The following is an 18,150-nucleotide window of genomic DNA, read 5'->3' on the forward strand; positions in this document are numbered from 1 at the left end:
CATTATTAAGAGAAAGTCACTACAATCGGCTCCGGCCTTCCGCAATTGTTTTGCCTTTATGGCGCACTGTTCCGTACTATCAAAATCCCCGTGCAAACGATGAGCATCCGCAAAAGAGTCCTCTATATCGATGGCGCCGGCCCTTTTGGCGGAGCAAGCAGAAGCCTTTTTGAATTGGTAAGACGCATGAAAGATACGGGCTTTATTTCTCCGTATTTTTTGACGACCAGAGGATCTTCCAACGAGTACTACCAGAAAGTGGCGGAGGATATGGTTGCCACTGTGGGCTTAACTCGATTCGACAATACCGAGTATAGCCACTATAGAGGGCTCCGATGGTTAGTGCTATTGCGTGAACTTTGGCATTTGCCGTTCATGTTGTCCGCTCTATTTCAAGCCAAGCGGCGATGGAAAAAATTTGATCTCATTCATGTTAATGAGATCACGGAGCTTATTCCCGGCCTGCTGGCCAAGTATTTGTTCGGATGCCCTTTGGTGGTGCATGTAAGATCGGTTCAGTCAAGAAAAGACAATCTGAGAACCAAATGGATAACCAGATTGTTGAAGAAGGTTGATGGAATTGTCTGTATTGACGAAACGGTCTCAAGAAGTGTTGATGCGCGTAATAAGATTGTAATTCACAATTCTTTTACTATTGACTCGGACAAATTAGACCAGGACTTTGAAAGCAGGATCTCCGCATACAAGAATTTCTTCCGCGTGGGCTTTGTTGGCAATTTTCAGGAGAACAAGGGAATTGCCGACCTGGTTGAGGCAGCCGTTTATTTGAAAGATCAGGGAAACATAAAATTTCTGATCGTGGGCGATGAAACGGAAAAGAAGAAGCTTTTTAGAAGACTGGTTGAACGTGTGCTTGGGTTAAGTCAAGATGCGAAATCACGAATTATTTCCCGGGTGAAAGAGGCAAGTGTCGAAGATAATGTAATTTTTTTCGGAAAGACTTGGGACATTTCGTCGGCGTACAAGAACTTCGATGTCTTGTGTTTTCCATGCCATGCGAATGCCCCTGGACGTCCTATTTTCGAAGCAGCCTTTTTCAAGGTTTCATCAATTGCTTGCATAGAAAACCCCACTGCAGACACTTTGATTCCTGACGTAACCGGCGTGACAGTGCCAGAGAAGGAGCCGAGGGCCCTGGCGGACTCGATTCTTTCTTTATCGAAAAACATATCCAAAGTGGAAGAAATGGGTGCAGCCGCCTTTATGCTGGCTCAACAAAATTTCGATCCAAAAAGAAACTCGGAAAGAATGAAAATTTTCTATAATTCCATTTTTGACAAAGAAGTTTAGAGCTATACTGGACGGCTATTGCACGTTGCCTCCAAGTTCTTTTTTAAATGTTTTTATGCCTTCTACGGCCCGACTGCGTGACGGGCCTATGGCGGAATGATTGACCTGGAAGTGATATGGCGACAGATGGGAATTACAGGATTTGTAATCGCACCATAATGGACACCAGCGATCCGAACATTACGTTCGACGAGCGCGGCGAGTCCGATTACTGCGCGAATTTTGACACGCAGATCAAACCCAATTGGCATACGGATGCGCGCGGCGAAGCCGAACTCATGCGGACGGCCGAGAGGATCAAGGCCGCAGGCAAAGGCAAGGACTTCGACTGCATCATCGGCTTGAGCGGAGGTTTGGACAGCTCGTACACGGCTTACATCGCCAAGGAAAAAATGGGCTTGCGCCCGTTGCTGTTCCACGTCGACGCCGGTTGGAATACCGACCAGGCCGTCGGCAACGTGGAAAAGCTGGTCGATGGCCTGGGCCTGGAGCTGTATACGGAGGTCATCAACTGGGAAGAAATGAAGGACCTGCAGGTCGCCTTCCTGAAAGCGCAGATACCGGACCAGGACCTGCCCCAGGACGTTGCTTTTTTCTCGGGGCTATATAAGTTCGCCAACAAGCACAAGCTCAAGTATGTGCTGACGGGCGGCAACTATTCGACCGAATGCTGTCGCGAACCGGAAGAATGGGGCGGCTACCCGGGTATCGACAAGCGCCTCATCCTGGATATCCACAAGAAATTCGGCAAGCGTCCGCTCAAGACTTTTCCAATCGTCGACATTCTGACGTACAAGCTGTACTACCGCTACGTGCTGGGCATGCAGGTCTTCAAGCCATTGAACCTGGTGCCGTACATCAAGGCCGACGCCGAGCGGGAACTGGAGTCGCGCTTCGGCTGGAAGAAATTTCAGCACAAGCATCACGAATCGCGCTTCACCCGCTTCTACGAAGACTACTGGATGCCCCGCAAGTTCGGCTACGAAAAGCGCCGCGCCCACTTCTCCAGCCTGATCCTGACCGGCCAGATGACGCGTGACGAGGCCCTGGACCGCATTTCGCGTCCCGAACTCGATGAGCACTTTTCGCGCCAGGAATTCCGCTACGTCGCGCACAAGCTGGACCTGACCGAAGACGAACTGCAGGCGATATTCGACGGCCCGAACCAGACCTTCCGCGATTACGCCAACAAGAAGGCGCTGATCGGACTGGGCGCGACCGTCATGCAGAAGATCGGCCTGGAAAAGAGGCTTTTCCGATGATCGCCATTATTGACTACGGCCTGGGCAACGTCCTGGCATTCGCGAATATGTACCGCCGCATGGCGGTACCTGTGTCCATTGCCCGCACCGCCGAAGACCTGGCTGGCGCAACCAAGCTGATCCTGCCCGGCGTGGGCGCATTCGACTACGCCATGGATTCGTTCCGCCGTTCAGGCATGTATGACGCCGCTGTCGAGCGCGTCACCAGGGACGAGGTCCCGGTCCTGGGCATCTGCGTCGGCATGCAGATGCTGGCGGGCGGCAGCGAGGAAGGCTCCGAGCCCGGCCTGAACTGGGTGCCCGGCATGGTCCGCAAGCTGGACACCACCCATTTCACGCAGCGCACCCAATTGCCGCATATGGGCTGGAACGACGTTTATCCCCGTCAGGCCTCACCGCTGTTCGCCGGCCTGGAAACGGATGCGCGCTTCTACTTTCTCCATTCGTACTATTTCGACTGTCAGAACCAGGACGACACGCTGGCGAGCGCCGAATACGGCACCAAGTTCGCATGCGCGGTCAATCATAAGAACGTCTATGGCGTGCAATTCCACCCAGAGAAAAGCCACGAATTCGGTGCGCGGCTTCTGAAGAACTTCGCGGATATCTAACGTGCTTCGTCCCAGAATCATTCCCTGCCTACTGGTCCGAGATAAAGGTCTGGTCAAGACCGTGAAGTTCTCGTCCGACAAGTACGTCGGCGACCCGATCAATGCCGTCCGCATCTTTAACGAAAAGGAAGTGGACGAGTTGATTGTCGTCGACATCGACGCCACTACCAAGGGCCACGGCCCCGATCTGCAAATGATCGAACGCCTGGCCGCTGAATGCCGCATGCCATTCTGCTACGGCGGCGGCGTCAAGACGGTCGAACAGGCGCAAGCCATCATCAGCCTTGGCGTGGAGAAGGTCGCCCTCAGCTCTGCGTTGGTCGAAGACCCCTCGCTCGCAAGCCGGATCGCCGACAAGCTCGGCCGCCAAAGCGTGGTCGCAGTCCTGGATGTCAAGAAGAAGCGCTTCAGCTCGCGTTACGAGGTCTGGACGCACAATGCCAGCAAGAACACACACCTGAACCCGGTTGAGCTTGCCCCCCTGCTACAGCAGCATGGCGTGGGCGAGATTGTCGTCAACTCCATCGACCATGACGGCGTCATGAAGGGTTATGACCTCGGCATCATCGAGCAGATCCGCAATGTGACGACCGTGCCGATGTCGGTGCTTGGCGGTGCGGGCTCCGTCGCTGACCTCGGCGAACTCATCAAGAAATTCGGGATCATCGGCGCCGGCGCCGGTAGCCTGTTCGTGTTCAAGGGCGCCTACAAGGCCGTGCTGATCAACTACCCCACCTTGGCTGATCGCGAAGCGCTGGTACGCGCGGCGCATCTGCACAGTGCCTGAACGGCATTGCCTCGGCTCATAGAAAGAGACTTGCGAATATGTTGAAACCTAACGCCAAACTGCTCATCACCGGCGGCACGGGATCCTTTGGCAATGCCGTCCTCAAGCGCTTCCTCCAGACGGATATCGGTGAAATCCGGATATTCAGCCGCGACGAGAAGAAGCAAGATGACATGCGCAAGCGCTACTCGCATCCGAAGCTGAAGTTCTACCTCGGCGACGTCCGGAATAGCCAGAGCCTGCTGAACGCGACGCGCGGCGTGGACTACATCTTCCACGCTGCCGCGCTCAAGCAGGTGCCTTCCTGCGAATTCCACCCGATGGAGGCGGTCTACACCAACATCCTGGGAACTGAAAACGTCCTGGAAGCCGCCATCCGCAACAAGGTGAGCAAGGTGGTCTGCCTGAGCACGGACAAGGCGGTCTATCCCATCAATGCGATGGGTATTTCCAAAGCCATGATGGAGAAGGTCATGGTCGCGAAATCGCGCGACCTGGATGCGACCGAGACCGTGATCTGCGGCACGCGTTATGGCAACGTGATGGCTTCGCGCGGCTCCGTGATTCCGCTGTTCATCGAACAGATGCGCGCCGGCATTCCGCTGTCCATCACCGACCCCGACATGACCCGCTTCATGATGACGCTGTCGGACGCGGTGGACTTGGTGCTGTACGCGTTCGAACACGGCAACAACGGTGATCTGTTCGTGCAGAAGGCACCCGCGGCTACCGTCCAGACACTGGCCACGACCCTGGCCCGCATGGTCGGCACACCCGAGCACCCGATCAACGTGATCGGCACGCGGCACGGCGAGAAGCTGTACGAAGTCTTGCTGAGCCGTGAGGAAATGGCGTGCGCCGAGGACATGGGCGATTACTATCGCATCCCGCCCGACCTGCGCGACCTGAATTACGCAAAGTTCGTCGAACAAGGCGAAGAGAAGATTTCGCGCAGCGAAGACTACAACTCGCACAATACCCAGCGCCTGGACACCCACGGCATGGAGCAATTGCTGCTGAAGCTGGAATTCATGCAAGCCATTCAGCGCGGCGAGCAAGTGACGCCGGAGGAATAAGCCATGAAGGTTCTCATCACCGGCAGCAACGGGTTCGTTGCGCAGAATCTCATCGCCACGCTGCAGGAGCGCAAGGACATCGAGATGTTGCGCTTCACGCGCGAAGACGACGTCTCCCGTCTGGAGGAACTGGTAGGCCAGGCCGATTTCGTCTTTCACTTGGCCGGCGTGAACCGGCCCAAAGATCCCGCCGATTTCCAAAGCGGCAACGCTGGATTGACGCAACAGCTCTGCGCCAGCATCGCCCGCAGCGGCCGGCGCACGCCCGTGATCTACTCCTCGTCGACCCAGGCAAGCCAGGACAATCCTTATGGCCTGAGCAAACGAGAGGCCGAGGATGCGCTGTCGCAGCTGGCAGATCAGCATGGCTCGCCCGTCCACCTATTCCGCCTGCCCAACGTATTCGGCAAATGGGCGCGCCCGAACTACAACTCCGCAGTAGCGACGTTCTGCCACAACGTCAATCGTGGCCTGCCCATCCAGATCAATGATCCGGCTGCGGCAATCACGCTGGTGTACGTGGATGACGTCGTCGCCCGCTTCATCGAGCTGATGGACGGCGCCGTCACCGACGACCGGTTCTGCACCGTCGCGCCCCAGTACCGGATCACGGTCGGCGACCTCGCCGCGCAGCTGGAGACGTTCCGCGACAGCCGCAACACGCTGATCACGGCGCCCGTCGGCACCGGCCTGGTTCGCGCACTGTATGCCACCTACGTCAGCTACCTTCCGCCCGAGCGCTTTTCCTATGAAGTGCCTAAGTACGGCGATCCGCGCGGCGTGTTCGTCGAAATGCTCAAGACGCGGGACAGCGGCCAGTTCTCCTACTTCACCGCCCACCCCGGCGTGACGCGCGGCGGCCACTACCATCACTCCAAAACCGAGAAATTCCTGGTCATCAAGGGACGCGCGCGCTTTCGCTTCCGCCACATTCTGACCGGTGAATTCCACGAGCAGGACACGGATGGCGAAAGGCCGGAAATCGTGGAAACGGTGCCCGGCTGGACGCACGACATCACGAATATCGGCGACGACGAAATGGTCGTCATGCTGTGGGCCAACGAGATCTTCGACCGCGCCCGTCCCGACACTTATGCCCGCCCTCTCTGACATGAAAAAACTCAAAGTCGCCACTGTCGTCGGCACCCGGCCGGAAATCATCAGACTGTCGCGCGTGCTCGCCAGCCTGGATCGCCATTGCGACCACGTGCTGGTTCACACCGGCCAGAACTACGACTACGAACTCAACGAGATCTTCTTCCAGGACCTGGGCATCCGCAAGCCGGACCATTTCCTGAACGCAGCGGGCGCCACTGGCGCGGAAACGATCGGCAAGGTAATCATCGCAACCGACCAAGCCCTGGCCGAGATTCAACCGGATGCAATGCTGGTGCTGGGCGATACCAACAGCTGCATGGCTGTCCTGCCCGCCAAGCGCCGCAAGATCCCCACCTTCCACATGGAAGCGGGCAACCGCTGCTTCGACCAGCGCGTGCCTGAGGAGATCAACCGCCGCATCGTCGACCACACGTCCGACATCAACCTGACGTACAGCGACATCGCGCGCGAGTATCTGTTGCGTGAAGGCCTGCCCTCCGACCGGATCATCAAGACCGGCAGCCCGATGTTCGAAGTGCTGAATCATTACCGCGACGGCATCGAAGCATCCGACGTTCTGGATCGCCTGGGCCTGACGCCCGGCCAATTCTTCGTCGTGAGCGCCCACCGCGAAGAGAACATCGATTCAGACCACAACTTCTCCAAGCTGGTGAAGTTGCTGAATACGGTGGCCGCCACCTACGATCTGCCCGTTATCGTCTCGACCCATCCGCGCACGCAAAAGCGCGTGGACGCGATGGGGGTCAAATTCCACGCGAACGTGCGCCTGCTGAAGCCGCTCGGTTTCAAGGACTACAACAAGCTGCAGGTGTCCTCGTGCGCCGTGCTGTCAGACAGCGGCACGATCACCGAAGAATCGTCGATCCTGAACTTCCCGGCGCTCAACATCCGCGAGGCGCACGAGCGTCCCGAAGGCATGGAGGAAGCGTCCGTTATGATGGTTGGGCTGGAGACCGACCGGGCGTTGCAGGCGCTGGAACTGCTTACGCACCAGTCGCGCGGCGCGAACCGCGATTTCCGCCTGGTGGCGGACTACAGCATGCCGAACGTGTCCGAGAAGGTGGTGCGCATCATTCATAGCTATACCGACTACGTCAATCGCGTCGTATGGAAAAAGGCGAATTGAAGATCGCACTCGTTACCCAGTACTTCTGGCCCGAATCCTTCTCGATCAACGACCTGGTTGAAGCCTTGGTGGCCCAAGGCCATACCGTGGAAGTCTTCACGGGCAAGCCGAACTATCCTGACGGGAAGATCTTCCCTGGATATCAGGCGGAGGGCGCGTCCGAAGAATTGTTTGCCGGCTCCGTCGCTGTGCATCGGGCGCCGTTGCGCCCGCGCGGCGCCGGCGGCGCGGCCAACCTCGCACGTAATTATCTGTCCTTCGTCTGGAACGGCCTGCGGCATTTCCCGCGGCAGGCCAAGGGCAAGTCGTTCGATATCGTTTTCGTATTTTCGCTGTCTCCGATCACCGCGGCCATTCCCGCAATCTATCTGAAATGGCGTCTGCGCAAACCCATGGCGATGTGGGTGCTGGACCTGTGGCCGGAAAGCCTCAGCGCAACCGGCTTCATCAAGAACAAGTTCGTGCTGAACGCCATCGGGCTGATGGTGCGCGGAATCTACGCATGCTCCGGCCTGATCATGGTGCAGTCGCGTGCGTTCATCGACGCGGTTTCTCGCTATGCCGACCCGCGCAAGCTGGTCTACTACCCGAACTGCTCGCGCGACACGCCGCACACGCTGTCCGCCGACACGCAGGTACCGCGCGCACTGCTGGAGGAAATGGAGTCGCGCTTTTGCGTCGTGTTCGCGGGCAACCTGGGAACCGCGCAGGCCGTCGAAACCTTGGCCGCGGCCGCCGAGCAGCTCAAGCATCTGCCCGATGTCCGCCTCGTGCTGGTCGGCAGCGGCAGCATGTCGCCTTGGCTGGCGGAGCAGAAACAGGCCCGCAACCTGGACAACCTGATTCTTGCCGGCCGCTTTCCGGCCAGCGAAATGCCACAGTTCCTGACGCGCGCGCAAGGACTGATCGTTTCGCTCAAACGCAGCGAAATCTACGCGCAGACTGTACCCGCGAAGATCCAGACCTACTTGAGCGCCGGCCGCCCCATCCTCGCCTCGATCGACGGCGAAGGCGCGCGTGTCGTCGAGGAAGCGGGCGCCGGGCTGGTCAGTCCGGCCGAAGACGCCGGGCAATTGGCGCGCAACATCGAGCAATTGCACGGCATGTCGGCCGAGGCGCGCACCGCCATGGGCGAGCGCGGCCGCGCCTACTTCCTCGAACATTTCGAACTGGAAAAGCAGGCTGCCCGCCTGGCCGAACTGCTGCAGCAACATATCGATCGAGGTGGACGATGAGCCAAGCAATTACCGTGGGCGTCCTGGGCGCGACTTCCCCTGCGGGCCGGCAGGTGCTCGTCAAGCTTGCGGCTGCCGGTCACCGTGTTGTGGCATTCTCGCGCAGCACGCAACCGGCCGGCGAAACCGGCGCCGTAAGATGGGTATCGTTGGCCGACAGCCAGGCGGAAGATGCCGCCCGCGCCGCGGGTCCGATTACGGTCTGGATTGCGCTCTGCCATATCTGGGTGGTCGGTGAGCATTTCGATTTCATGCGCAGGCTGGGCGCCCAGCGCGTCGTCTGCCTGTCCTCGACCAGCCGCTACACCAAGATCAGCTCCCAGAACGCCTACGAAGAAGCCCTGGTACGGCGCCTGTCCGACGGCGAACGCGCCCTGGCCGAATGGGCCGAGGACGCCGGCATCGGCTGGACGGTGCTGCGCCCCACGCTGATCTACGGACGCAGCACCGACCGTAACCTGTCGGAGATCGTCCGCATCATCCGCAAGCTCCACATCTTTCCCGTGTTCGGGCGTGCCGGCGGAATGCGCCAGCCCGTCTATGTGGATGACGTCGCGCAGGCTGCCGTGCTCGCGGCGTTCGCGCCGCAAGCCGCCAACAAGGGATACAACATTTCCGGCGCGGAAGTACTGAGCTATCGGGAAATGGTGACGCGGATTTTCAAAGCCATGGGCCGGGCTCCGCGCCTGCTGACCGTCCCGATCTGGCTATTCAATTCCGCCCTGTTCTTCCTACGCCTGATTCCGCGCTACCGGAACTGGAATAGCGACATGGTGCAACGCATGAACCGCGACATGGTATTTGCGCACGACGACGCAGCGCGGGATTTCGATTTCAAACCGCAGCCATTCGTCCTGCGCGATATCGACGTTCTCTGAATTCGCGAGCGTGTCTGTTTTTCACTGGCCCGAATCCGGCCATTTCTGCATAAAAAGATAATGGATGCCCTGACGCTACCGTGGTGGTTATTCGCAGTATTCGCGGCGCTGGCCTGGCTGTTGACAGGCGCGCTGCGCCGCTATGCGCTAAAGCATGATGTCATCGACGTGCCAAATGCGCGCAGTTCGCACAAGACACCCACGCCTCGCGGCGGCGGTATTGCGTTTGTCATCAGCTTTCTGCTGGGATTGGCGACGCTGGCCGGTACCGGGAATATTGCACCCGTGGATGCGATCGCCCTGGGCGGCGCGGGCGCCTGGATCGCGCTCATCGGTTTTCTCGACGACCACGGCCATATCCCGGCGCGCTGGAGATTGCTGGCCCACTTCGCCGGGGCAGCCTGGGCGCTCTACTGGATAGGCGGCGTGCCCTCGATGTCGTTCTGGGGGCTGGAACTGCAAACAGGCTGGTTGCTCTCGATCTTGGGCGCGCTGTACCTGGTATGGATGCTCAATCTCTACAATTTCATGGATGGCATCGACGGCATTGCCAGCATCGAGGCGCTCTGCGTCACGGTGGGCGGCTGCATTCTGTACGCGATGGCCGGCCAACCGTTGGCAGGCATTCCCAGCGCGCTGCTGGCGGCCACGGTGGCGGGCTTCCTGATCTGGAATTTTCCGCCGGCGAAGATATTCATGGGCGATGGCGGCAGTGGCTTCCTCGGCCTGATGCTCGGCGCCCTGTCGCTCTTGGCTGGATGGCATTCTCCGGCCATGTTGTGGGCGTGGCTGGTGCTGCTGGGTGTTTTCATCATCGACGCAACCGTGACCCTGATACGCAGGCTTGGGCGCGGAGAAAAAGTTTATGAAGCGCACCGGACTCACGCGTACCAATATGCTAGCCGCAAATATTCCAGCCACAGAAAAGTCACGCTTACGGTGCTTGTGATTAATATCGTGTGGCTGTTCCCGTGGGCTGCGGCAATATCGACAGGATTAATCAACGGTCTGACTGGCGTACTTTGCGCATATATACCGCTAATAGCCCTGTCCATACGGCTTAAGGCGGGAACCCCGGAAACCACAAACTGAACATTTGGTAGCCCGGCAGCGGGCGCATCTTGAGTAGAATTCCGTCTGCGTGCGTTTGGCCGCAAGACACAGGCATGAATGGCGTAATTATGAATTCCAAAGGCATCTTGCTCATCATCGGCAGCGGCGGGCATGGACGCGCGGTCGCCGAAGCCGCCGAGCTGACAGGCGAATGGACCGGTATTGACTTCGCCGATGACGCGTATCCCGCCCTGCAGCAGTCGGGCGACTGGCACATCGTCGGCTCGACCGGCCAGCTGCCGGAGCTGGCCCGCAACTATCAGGCGGCGGTCGTGGCCATCGGCAACCAGGCTGTGCGCCAACGCTTGACCGACACGCTGACTGATCTCGGCATACCGCTCGCAACCATCGTTCATCCGCGGGCCTGGGTCAGCGCGCTGGCCGAGGTCGGCGCTGGCTGCGCCATCATGGCCGGCGCCGTGGTCGGCGCCTGTGCGCGTTTGGGGCGTGGCGTCATCGTCAATGCCAACGCCACAGCGGACCACGATGTCGTGCTCGGCGACTTTGCCCATCTTGGCGTTGGCGTCCAGCTCGCCGGCGGCGTAGTCATTGAAGATCGCGCCTGGCTGCAGGCCGGATCCTGTGCCGGATACCGGGTCCGGGTGCCTGCGGACGCCGTATTGCCCCCGGGTTCGCGCCTGATCGCGGATTGAATCCAGACTAACTATAAAAATGATCATCCCTACCCACTTTCGAACCGCACTGGTGTTTCTGTTTGACCTGGCGGCAATCCTCATCGCCTGGCTGGGGGCATTCCTCATCCGCTTCAATTTCGAATGGCCGACCGAGTGGGAAGGCCCCATAGCGCGAGCGCTGCTCGTCTTGCTGCCCGTGCAAATCATCGCCTGCCGCTGGGCGGGCCTGTATCGCGGCATGTGGATCTTCGCCAGCCTGCCAGACCTCAAGCGCGTCCTGAACGTGGTGCTCGCCTCAACGGTCGCCCTGCTGCTCTTTGCCTTCCTCAATCGTGGCCAGCCCGCATTGCCGCGTTCCATCCTGGTGCTGTATCCCTTGCTGCTGCTCTTGGTCATGGGCGGTGGACGCGCCGCCTGGCGCATGTGGAAGGAACACAGGCTATACCGCGCGGGCTTCGGCAAGGGCACGCCCGTCGTCGTGGTCGGCGCGGGCACGGCTGGCGCCATGCTGGTCCGCGAACTGGGTCGTAGTTCCGATTGGCATGTGGTGGCGTTGGTGGACGACGATCCCGCCAAGCGAGGCCTGGAAATCTCCGGCTGTCGCGTGGCCGGCGGCACCAACAGGCTGCCAGAAATCCTCAATGACTACGGCGCCAAGCACGTTATCCTGGCCATTCCTTCCGCCAAGGGAACCGCCATCCGCCACGTGTCCGACATCGTGACCCGCGCGGGCGCGTCGCTGTTCACCGTGCCGGGGTTGAGCGAGCTGATGAGCGGCCGTGTCGCCATCAACATGATGCGTCCGGTAAAGATCGAGGATCTGTTGGGCCGCGAATCCGTGCATATCGACAACGTCAATATCCACGAAATGATTGCCGGCAAGCAGATCCTGGTGACCGGCGCGGGCGGCTCGATCGGCAGCGAACTGTGCCGTCAGCTTGCACGCTTCGCGCCGGCCGCCATCATCCTGTACGAGGTGAGCGAGTTCGCCCTCTACACCATCGAACAATGGTTCACCGACAACCAGCCCTCGGTGCGCGTCATCCCGCTAGCGGGAGACGTCAAGGACGCCACGCGCGTGGATGAGGTCTTTGCGCGCTACAAGCCGGACATCGTGTTCCATGCGGCGGCGTACAAGCACGTGCCTCTCATGGAGATCGACAATGCCTGGCAAGCTGTGCGCAATAACGTGCTCGGCACCCTGAACGTGGCCCAATGCGCCGAACGCTACCAGGCGCAGCGCTTCGTCCTCATCTCTACCGACAAGGCCGTGAACCCCACCAACGTGATGGGAGCGACGAAGCGCATGGCTGAGATGGTGTGCGAAGTGCTGCATGGACGGAACGGCAAGACGCGGTTCCAGATCGTCCGTTTCGGGAACGTGCTGGGCAGCACGGGCAGCGTCATTCCCAGGTTCCAATCCCAAATCTCGCGCGGCGGCCCCGTTTCCGTCACCCACCCCGAGATTACGCGTTACTTCATGTCCATTCCCGAAGCGGCTCGGCTGGTGTTGCAGGCGGCCGCCATGGGCAACGGCGGAGAAATCTTCGTGCTGGACATGGGCGAACCCGTCAAGATCGCGGATCTGGCGCGCAACATGATCCGCCTCTCGGGATTCACCGAAGAGGAGATCCACATCGAATTCACGGGGCTGCGCCCGGGCGAGAAACTTTACGAAGAGTTGCTCGCGGATTGTGAAGAAACACTGGAAACACCGCACCCCAAACTGCGGATCGCGCGTTCCCGTCCCGTTCCCGACGGTTTCCGTGAAGCCGGCATGAGCTGGATCGCAGGATCCGAACCCGTGTCAGACGAGGACGTGCGCGCGGAATTGAAATGCTGGATGCCCGAGTACGAGCCCTCCAAGCAATGAGGCCGCCCTGACCCCAGGTTTCGGCTCGCGCCAACAACACCTCCGCCAGATCTCCCTGGCGGTGAACCAGAAACCTGGAACCGGCTATTCCGCGTAGTGTTGGCCGACCCAGCTCCGGTGATAGGCGCCGTTAACGATGTCATCCACCCATTGGCTGTTGCCGAGATACCATTGCACGGTCTTGCGCAGCCCGGTTTCGAATGTCTCGGCCGGCCGCCAACCCAGTTCTTCGCCGATCTTGGATGCATTGATGGCGTAACGGCGATCATGGCCGGGCCTATCCTTAATGAAAGCGATCTGGCCCTTATACGAGGCGCCGTCCGACCGAGGCTGCAGCGCATCCAGCAACGCGCATATCTCCGTCACCACTGTCAGATTCGTGCGCTCGTTCCAGCCCCCGATGTTGTAGGTCTCGCCCAGGCGTCCGGCTTCGAGCACTCTGCGCAGGCCGCTGCAATGGTCCTTCACGTACAGCCAATCACGCACTTGCTGACCATCGCCATATATAGGCAACGGCTTGCCGGCAAGCGCGTTGGCGATCACCAGCGGAATCAGCTTTTCCGGAAACTGGAGGGGGCCATAATTGTTCGAGCAGTTTGTCGTCAGTAGCGGCAAGCCATACGTGTGATGATAGGCCCGCACCAGATGGTCGCTGGCGGCCTTGCTTGCCGAATATGGACTATTGGGCTCATATGTGTGCGTTTCGGTAAACGCATCTTCATGCGCCGACAACGAACCATAGACTTCGTCCGTCGATACGTGCAGAAGGCGAAAACTGGCTTGGGCTGCCGGCTCCAGTTCGCTCCAGTAAGTTCTTACGGCTTCCAGCAGACTGAACGTGCCGACGATATTGGTTTGAATAAAAGCGCCAGGCCCATGGATGGAACGGTCCACGTGCGATTCGGCAGCCAGATTGATTATCGCGCGCGGCCGATGTTGCATCAGTAGCTTGCCGACCAGGGCAGTGTCGCAAATATCGCCTACAACCAGTTCGTGCCGCTTATCCCCTTGCAGCGCTCGCAGACTCTGTGGATTGCCCGCGTAGGTGAGCTTGTCCAGGTTGATGATTGGTTCATCGCTTTGAGCCAACCAGTCAAGCACAAAGTTGGCTCCGATGAAACCGGCGCCGCCGGTAACGAGAATAGTCATGGGATTTACAGGGGGATGAGGCGCCGACAGAAAATGGCGGGCGAATGCCGATTCTACTCTGCCCCTCCTGGCCCGTGCCGCGCACGCGCACGTGAAAAATTATCAGGTTGGTGTTTTGCGCGGATTGGGTACACAATAAAGACACGGACCGCACCGAGCAAGGAGACGACCATGCGCATTGCAGATGCCCAGTGGATTCCTTCAAGCCAACACCAAACTTGGGATGCCCTGACCGATCCTGCGGTGCTGCAGCGATGTATTCCAGGCTGCGTAGAGGTTTCCCGCCTTAGCCCGACCGAGTACGCCGTCAAACTCCACGCCAAGGTAGCGGGAATCGACACCGACTACGACGGAGAGATCCTAATGTCCGACGTCGATCCCCACAACAGCTGCACGCTAGTCTTCGAAGGCAAGGGACGCGCCGCCTGCCTGGCTATCGGAACTGCGCAGATCAACCTCAGCACCAAGGATGAAGGCACGCGGGTCGCGTATACCGTCGCCTGCATGACCGGCGGCAAGCTGGCGGAGTACGGTGAAGGGATGCTGCTGAAAGCGGGCGACAAGATCATCCAGAAGTTCTTCGCCACCTTCATCGACTACATGGCCGCCCAGCCCCGCGTGGCACCGCCGCCGCCACCGCCCGAGCCCGAACCACGCGGACTGTCCAATTCGCGCTGGTCCTGGATCATGGTAGTGCTGGTGATCGCGGTTTTCTGGGGCTACCACGCCTTCTATAAGTGAAATCCCTGACGCGCCGGTGATATGCTTTGCGGCATGACGCCGCCGCCCGCCTCACCTCCACCCCCACCCGCCCATACACGACGCGACCTGCTGATGGGTATGGCGGGGGTTTCGGCGACCGTCGTGCTGGCCGCGCTGGACTCCACCATCATCAGCACCACCCTGCCGCGTGTGGCCGATGCCCTGAATGGCATGGCGTTGTACGCCTGGGTGGGAACCGGCTACCTGCTGGCCACCGCCGCCTCCATCATGATTTTTGGCCGGCTGGGGGACATGTTCGGCCGCAAGCCCCTGATGCTGCTGTCGGTACTGATCGTCGCGCTAGGCTCGATCGCCTGTGGCCTGTCGCAAACCATGACCCAACTGATCATCTTCCGATCGCTGCAAGGTGTAGGCGGCGGCATGATGATAGCAACCGCGTTCGCCGCGCCGGCGGACCTATTTCCCGACGCCAAACAACGGGTGCGCTGGATGGCGCTGGTATCGGCCGCGTTTGCCATGGCCAGCGGCATCGGCCCAGTCCTCGGTGGCGCCGCAACGCAAGCGCTGGGCTGGCGGGCAGCCTTTTTCATCGCACCGATCGCGGCCGTGGCCGCGTTCTTCCTGCTGGCCCGTTACTTCCCCCGCATCCGCCCCATCCACGACGGTAGCCGCAAGATCGACTGGCTTGGCGCCATCTTGCTAGTCCTCGCGGTCGGCGCTCCGCTGGCCGCACTGGAACTGGCCTTCGCCAGCGGTGATCACGCCCAGCCCATGTTGGGATTGGCGCTGGCCGTGCTGGGCGTCGCGGCCATTGCCATCCTAATCCCGACGGAACGCCGCGTGACCTCCCCCATTTTCCCGTTGCGCGTGCTGAGGGGCGCGGAATCGCGCCTACTGAATCTGGCGGCAATGATGGTGGGTGCGGTCATGTTCGTGCTGATCTTCTACAGCCCGCTGCTGTTGCAGCAGGTACTGAGCTATACCCCCAGCGAAGCCGGCCTGCTACTCACGCCCCTGGTTGCCGCGATTTCCGTAGGAAGCATCATCAACGGCCGCCTATTCCCCAAACAAGCCGAACCGCAGCGCCTGATGGTGTTCGGCGGTTGCCTGCTGGCGGCCGGTTCGCTAATGGTGCTGCTGATCTCCCCGGGCACCTCGGCCTGGTGGATCCTGGCCGCTTTCTTCGTCAATGGCTGCGCGCTGGGCTTCCTGCTGCCCAACCTGACCCTGTTCATGCAGATGCTGAGCGAACGGCGTGACGTAGGCGTAGCTTCGGCACTGGTTCAGACCACTCGCGCCATCGGCAGTGCGCTCGGGACGGCTGTGGTTGGCATCATCATCTCCCACAGCACGATACTAAACGGAGTGCGCGCGGGCCTGATGCTATGTATTGTCCTGTCACTCGCCTGTGCCGTGCTCGCGCACCGGGTGAAAATGAAGAACTTGGTCACGTCGCGAAACCAGTAGGCAACGCCGGGGCTAACAGATGCGTCAACGTGATTTAACAGATTTGCTGCTTTTGGCGGCGGTCTGGGGCGGGTCGTTTCTATTCATGCGCCTAGCCGTGCCAGAATTCGGTCCCATCGCGCTGATCGAACTTCGAGTCGGATTGGCGGCATTATCCTTGCTCCCGATCGCCGTCCTTCGCGGCAAGCTACCCGTAATGGCACGGCACTGGCGATCCATTCTCGTGGTGGGCACGCTGAACGCCGCTGTGCCCTTCCTGCTCTATGCGTACGCTGCGCAATCCCTGGGCGCGGGGTTCCTCTCTGTAGCCAATGCCGTAACGCCGGTCTGGGGCGCTGTTGTAGGCTGGCTTTGGCTCAAGGACAAACTGCCTATAACGCGGGCGATAGGATTGGCCTTAGGGTTTCTAGGTATCGTCGTACTGGTCTGGGATAAGTTGGACTTCAGGGATGGAGGCGCGGGAATGGCCGTGCTCGCCTCGATCTCCGCACCAATCTTCTATGGAATCGCCGCCAACTGGACCAAGCGCTTCCTGAGCGAGGTAGACGCCCTAGCCAACGCCACGGGCAGCATGGTGGCCGCAGCTCTTGTTTTGCTGCCCTTCGCCCTTGCCGCGTGGCCAAGCACAACCATTTCCGCAACGGCGTGGCAAGCAACTATCGTCCTCGCTGTCGTATGTACCGGCGCGGCCTATATCGTGTTTTTCCGGTTAATCGCCAATGTAGGTCCGACGGGGGCCGTTAGCGTCACTTTTCTGGTTCCCATTTTTGGGGTGCTATGGGGTTCGTGGTTTCTCCACGAACCGGTCACTCCCTCAATTGCAGCTGGCGCCGGCATTATTCTGATAGGCACGGCGCTAGCTCTAGGCTTAATCAAGCCAAGACGGGCGGACCGAACCAGAGCGCCTTAATATGTTCGCTTGAATTCCTGAGCGATCGAGGCAAGATAGTCCCTGTATTCACAATTCGGCATATCCAAAAGCAAGCGTTCGAACTCATCTATGTTCAGAAAGCCTCGCCGTAGTGAAGCTTCCTCGGGGCACCCTATCTTGACGCCCTGCCGGCGTTCAATCATTTCAATATAGGCTGATGCCTCCTGCAAAGCGCTACTTGTACCCGCATCCAGCCAGGCAAAACCTCGACTCAGCTTGTGCACGCGCAACTCGCCGCGCTCGAGATACAGCCGATTAATATCCGTGATCTCGAGTTCACCTCTTGCCGATGGTCGCAGGCTCCTGGCCATCGGCAACACCTGGTTGTCATAGATATAAATGCCGGGCACCGCGTAATGGCTACGCGGCTGTTTCGGCTTTTCTTCAATGGACAAGGCATTGCCTTGCCCGTCAAACTCGATCACACCATAGCGTTGCGGATCCTTCACCGGATAGGCAAAAACAGCAGCACCCGAAACAAATCCTTCGAGTGCCTCCGGAAACGCCCGGGCCCCAGAAAAAATATTGTCCCCAAGCATCAACACGACACTATCGTCACCAATGAACTTTTCCGCGATCAAAAATGCTTGCGCAATACCCTCTGGCTTCGGCTGCGGCAGATACTCGATTGATAGCCCCCATTGCGCGCCGTCACCCAGCAATTGCTGAAATCTTGGTAGATCGTGAGGCGTGCAGATAATACAAAACTCCCTGACCTTCGCCGCTATCAGCATGGTCAACGGGTAGTAAATCATCGGCTTGTCATAGACAGCCTGCAATTGCTTGCTTGACACGCGCGTAAGCGGATACAACCGCGAACCATTGCCACCAGCGAGAATAATTGCTTTCATTTT

At 59.4% G+C, this 18,150-nt stretch carries 17 protein-coding genes; 15 read left to right on the plus strand and 2 right to left on the minus strand.

Annotation, left to right across the window (positions count from 1 at the left end; genetic code table 11):
- Nucleotides 1-99: 99 nt before the first annotated feature.
- From AXYL_RS34515 to AXYL_RS31200, 12 genes are all read left to right on the plus strand, one after another.
- On the plus strand, nt 100-1,311 hold the full coding sequence (locus AXYL_RS34515; RefSeq protein ID WP_013396870.1) for a glycosyltransferase family 4 protein: 1,212 nt from the start codon (nt 100-102) through the stop codon (nt 1,309-1,311).
- 158 nt (nt 1,312-1,469) lie between these two features.
- Nucleotides 1,470-2,573, plus strand: a complete 1,104-nt coding sequence (locus AXYL_RS31150; RefSeq protein WP_237709957.1) for an N-acetyl sugar amidotransferase — start codon at nt 1,470-1,472, stop codon at nt 2,571-2,573.
- Nucleotides 2,570-3,184 carry an imidazole glycerol phosphate synthase subunit HisH gene (gene hisH, locus AXYL_RS31155; RefSeq protein ID WP_013396872.1) on the plus strand — a complete coding sequence of 205 codons (615 nt, stop codon included), beginning with the start codon at nt 2,570-2,572 and terminating at the stop codon, nt 3,182-3,184. The genes AXYL_RS31150 and hisH overlap by 4 nt, the downstream gene beginning before the upstream one ends.
- Before the next feature lie 61 nt (nt 3,185-3,245).
- Complete coding sequence (locus AXYL_RS31160) at nt 3,246-3,971, plus strand: AglZ/HisF2 family acetamidino modification protein (RefSeq protein WP_237709958.1); 726 nt, start codon at nt 3,246-3,248, stop codon at nt 3,969-3,971.
- Between the two features lie 38 nt (nt 3,972-4,009).
- On the plus strand, nt 4,010-5,047 hold the full coding sequence (locus AXYL_RS31165) for a polysaccharide biosynthesis protein (protein ID WP_013396874.1): 1,038 nt from the start codon (nt 4,010-4,012) through the stop codon (nt 5,045-5,047).
- Between the two features lie 3 nt (nt 5,048-5,050).
- Nucleotides 5,051-6,157, plus strand: a complete 1,107-nt coding sequence (gene wbjC, locus AXYL_RS31170; RefSeq protein ID WP_013396875.1) for a UDP-2-acetamido-2,6-beta-L-arabino-hexul-4-ose reductase — start codon at nt 5,051-5,053, stop codon at nt 6,155-6,157.
- Nucleotide 6,158: 1 nt separating this feature from the next.
- Nucleotides 6,159-7,292 (plus strand): non-hydrolyzing UDP-N-acetylglucosamine 2-epimerase, encoded by a 1,134-nt coding sequence (gene wecB / locus AXYL_RS31175; RefSeq protein WP_013396876.1) that lies wholly within the window; start codon nt 6,159-6,161, stop codon nt 7,290-7,292.
- Nucleotides 7,289-8,527: a glycosyltransferase family 4 protein gene (locus AXYL_RS31180; RefSeq protein WP_013396877.1), complete on the plus strand. Its 1,239-nt coding sequence runs from the start codon at nt 7,289-7,291 to the stop codon at nt 8,525-8,527. Before wecB ends, AXYL_RS31180 begins: the two co-directional genes overlap by 4 nt.
- Entirely contained in the window at nt 8,524-9,405 is an 882-nt protein-coding gene (locus AXYL_RS31185) for an NAD-dependent epimerase/dehydratase family protein (protein ID WP_013396878.1), read from the plus strand. The genes AXYL_RS31180 and AXYL_RS31185 overlap by 4 nt, the downstream gene beginning before the upstream one ends.
- Before the next feature lie 60 nt (nt 9,406-9,465).
- Nucleotides 9,466-10,497, plus strand: a complete 1,032-nt coding sequence (locus AXYL_RS31190) for an MraY family glycosyltransferase (protein WP_013396879.1) — start codon at nt 9,466-9,468, stop codon at nt 10,495-10,497.
- An 89-nt stretch (nt 10,498-10,586) separates the two neighbouring features.
- Nucleotides 10,587-11,171, plus strand: a complete 585-nt coding sequence (locus tag AXYL_RS31195) for an acetyltransferase (RefSeq protein ID WP_013396880.1) — start codon at nt 10,587-10,589, stop codon at nt 11,169-11,171.
- A gap of 52 nt (nt 11,172-11,223) precedes the next feature.
- Nucleotides 11,224-13,026 carry a nucleoside-diphosphate sugar epimerase/dehydratase gene (locus tag AXYL_RS31200; protein ID WP_319946391.1) on the plus strand — a complete coding sequence of 601 codons (1,803 nt, stop codon included), beginning with the start codon at nt 11,224-11,226 and terminating at the stop codon, nt 13,024-13,026.
- 84 nt (nt 13,027-13,110) lie between these two features.
- On the opposite strand, the gene rfbB is transcribed toward AXYL_RS31200, so the two are convergent.
- Nucleotides 13,111-14,175, minus strand: a complete 1,065-nt coding sequence (gene rfbB, locus AXYL_RS31205) for a dTDP-glucose 4,6-dehydratase (protein WP_013396882.1) — start codon at nt 14,173-14,175, stop codon at nt 13,111-13,113.
- Between the two features lie 171 nt (nt 14,176-14,346).
- On the opposite strand from rfbB, the gene AXYL_RS31210 reads away from it, so the two are divergent.
- The 3 genes from AXYL_RS31210 (at nt 14,347) to AXYL_RS31220 (ending at nt 17,275) form a co-directional block, all read left to right on the plus strand.
- Nucleotides 14,347-14,916 (plus strand): CoxG family protein, encoded by a 570-nt coding sequence (locus AXYL_RS31210; protein ID WP_013396883.1) that lies wholly within the window; start codon nt 14,347-14,349, stop codon nt 14,914-14,916.
- Nucleotides 14,917-15,009: 93 nt separating this feature from the next.
- Nucleotides 15,010-16,365, plus strand: coding sequence for an MFS transporter (locus tag AXYL_RS31215; RefSeq protein WP_041654554.1), 1,356 nt, complete (start codon nt 15,010-15,012; stop codon nt 16,363-16,365).
- A 19-nt stretch (nt 16,366-16,384) separates the two neighbouring features.
- The gene (locus tag AXYL_RS31220) at nt 16,385-17,275 is read left to right on the plus strand and encodes a DMT family transporter (RefSeq protein ID WP_013396885.1); all 891 of its coding nucleotides are present in this window, start codon (nt 16,385-16,387) and stop codon (nt 17,273-17,275) included.
- Here AXYL_RS31220 and rfbA read toward each other — a convergent pair.
- Nucleotides 17,272-18,147: a glucose-1-phosphate thymidylyltransferase RfbA gene (gene rfbA, locus AXYL_RS31225; protein ID WP_013396886.1), complete on the minus strand. Its 876-nt coding sequence runs from the start codon at nt 18,145-18,147 to the stop codon at nt 17,272-17,274. The two genes, AXYL_RS31220 and rfbA, sit on opposite strands and share 4 nt — an antisense overlap.
- Between the last annotated feature and the right edge of the window lie 3 nt (nt 18,148-18,150).

It is taken from the genome of Achromobacter xylosoxidans A8 (genome assembly GCF_000165835.1).
Taxonomy (GTDB): domain Bacteria; phylum Pseudomonadota; class Gammaproteobacteria; order Burkholderiales; family Burkholderiaceae_B; genus Achromobacter; species Achromobacter xylosoxidans_B.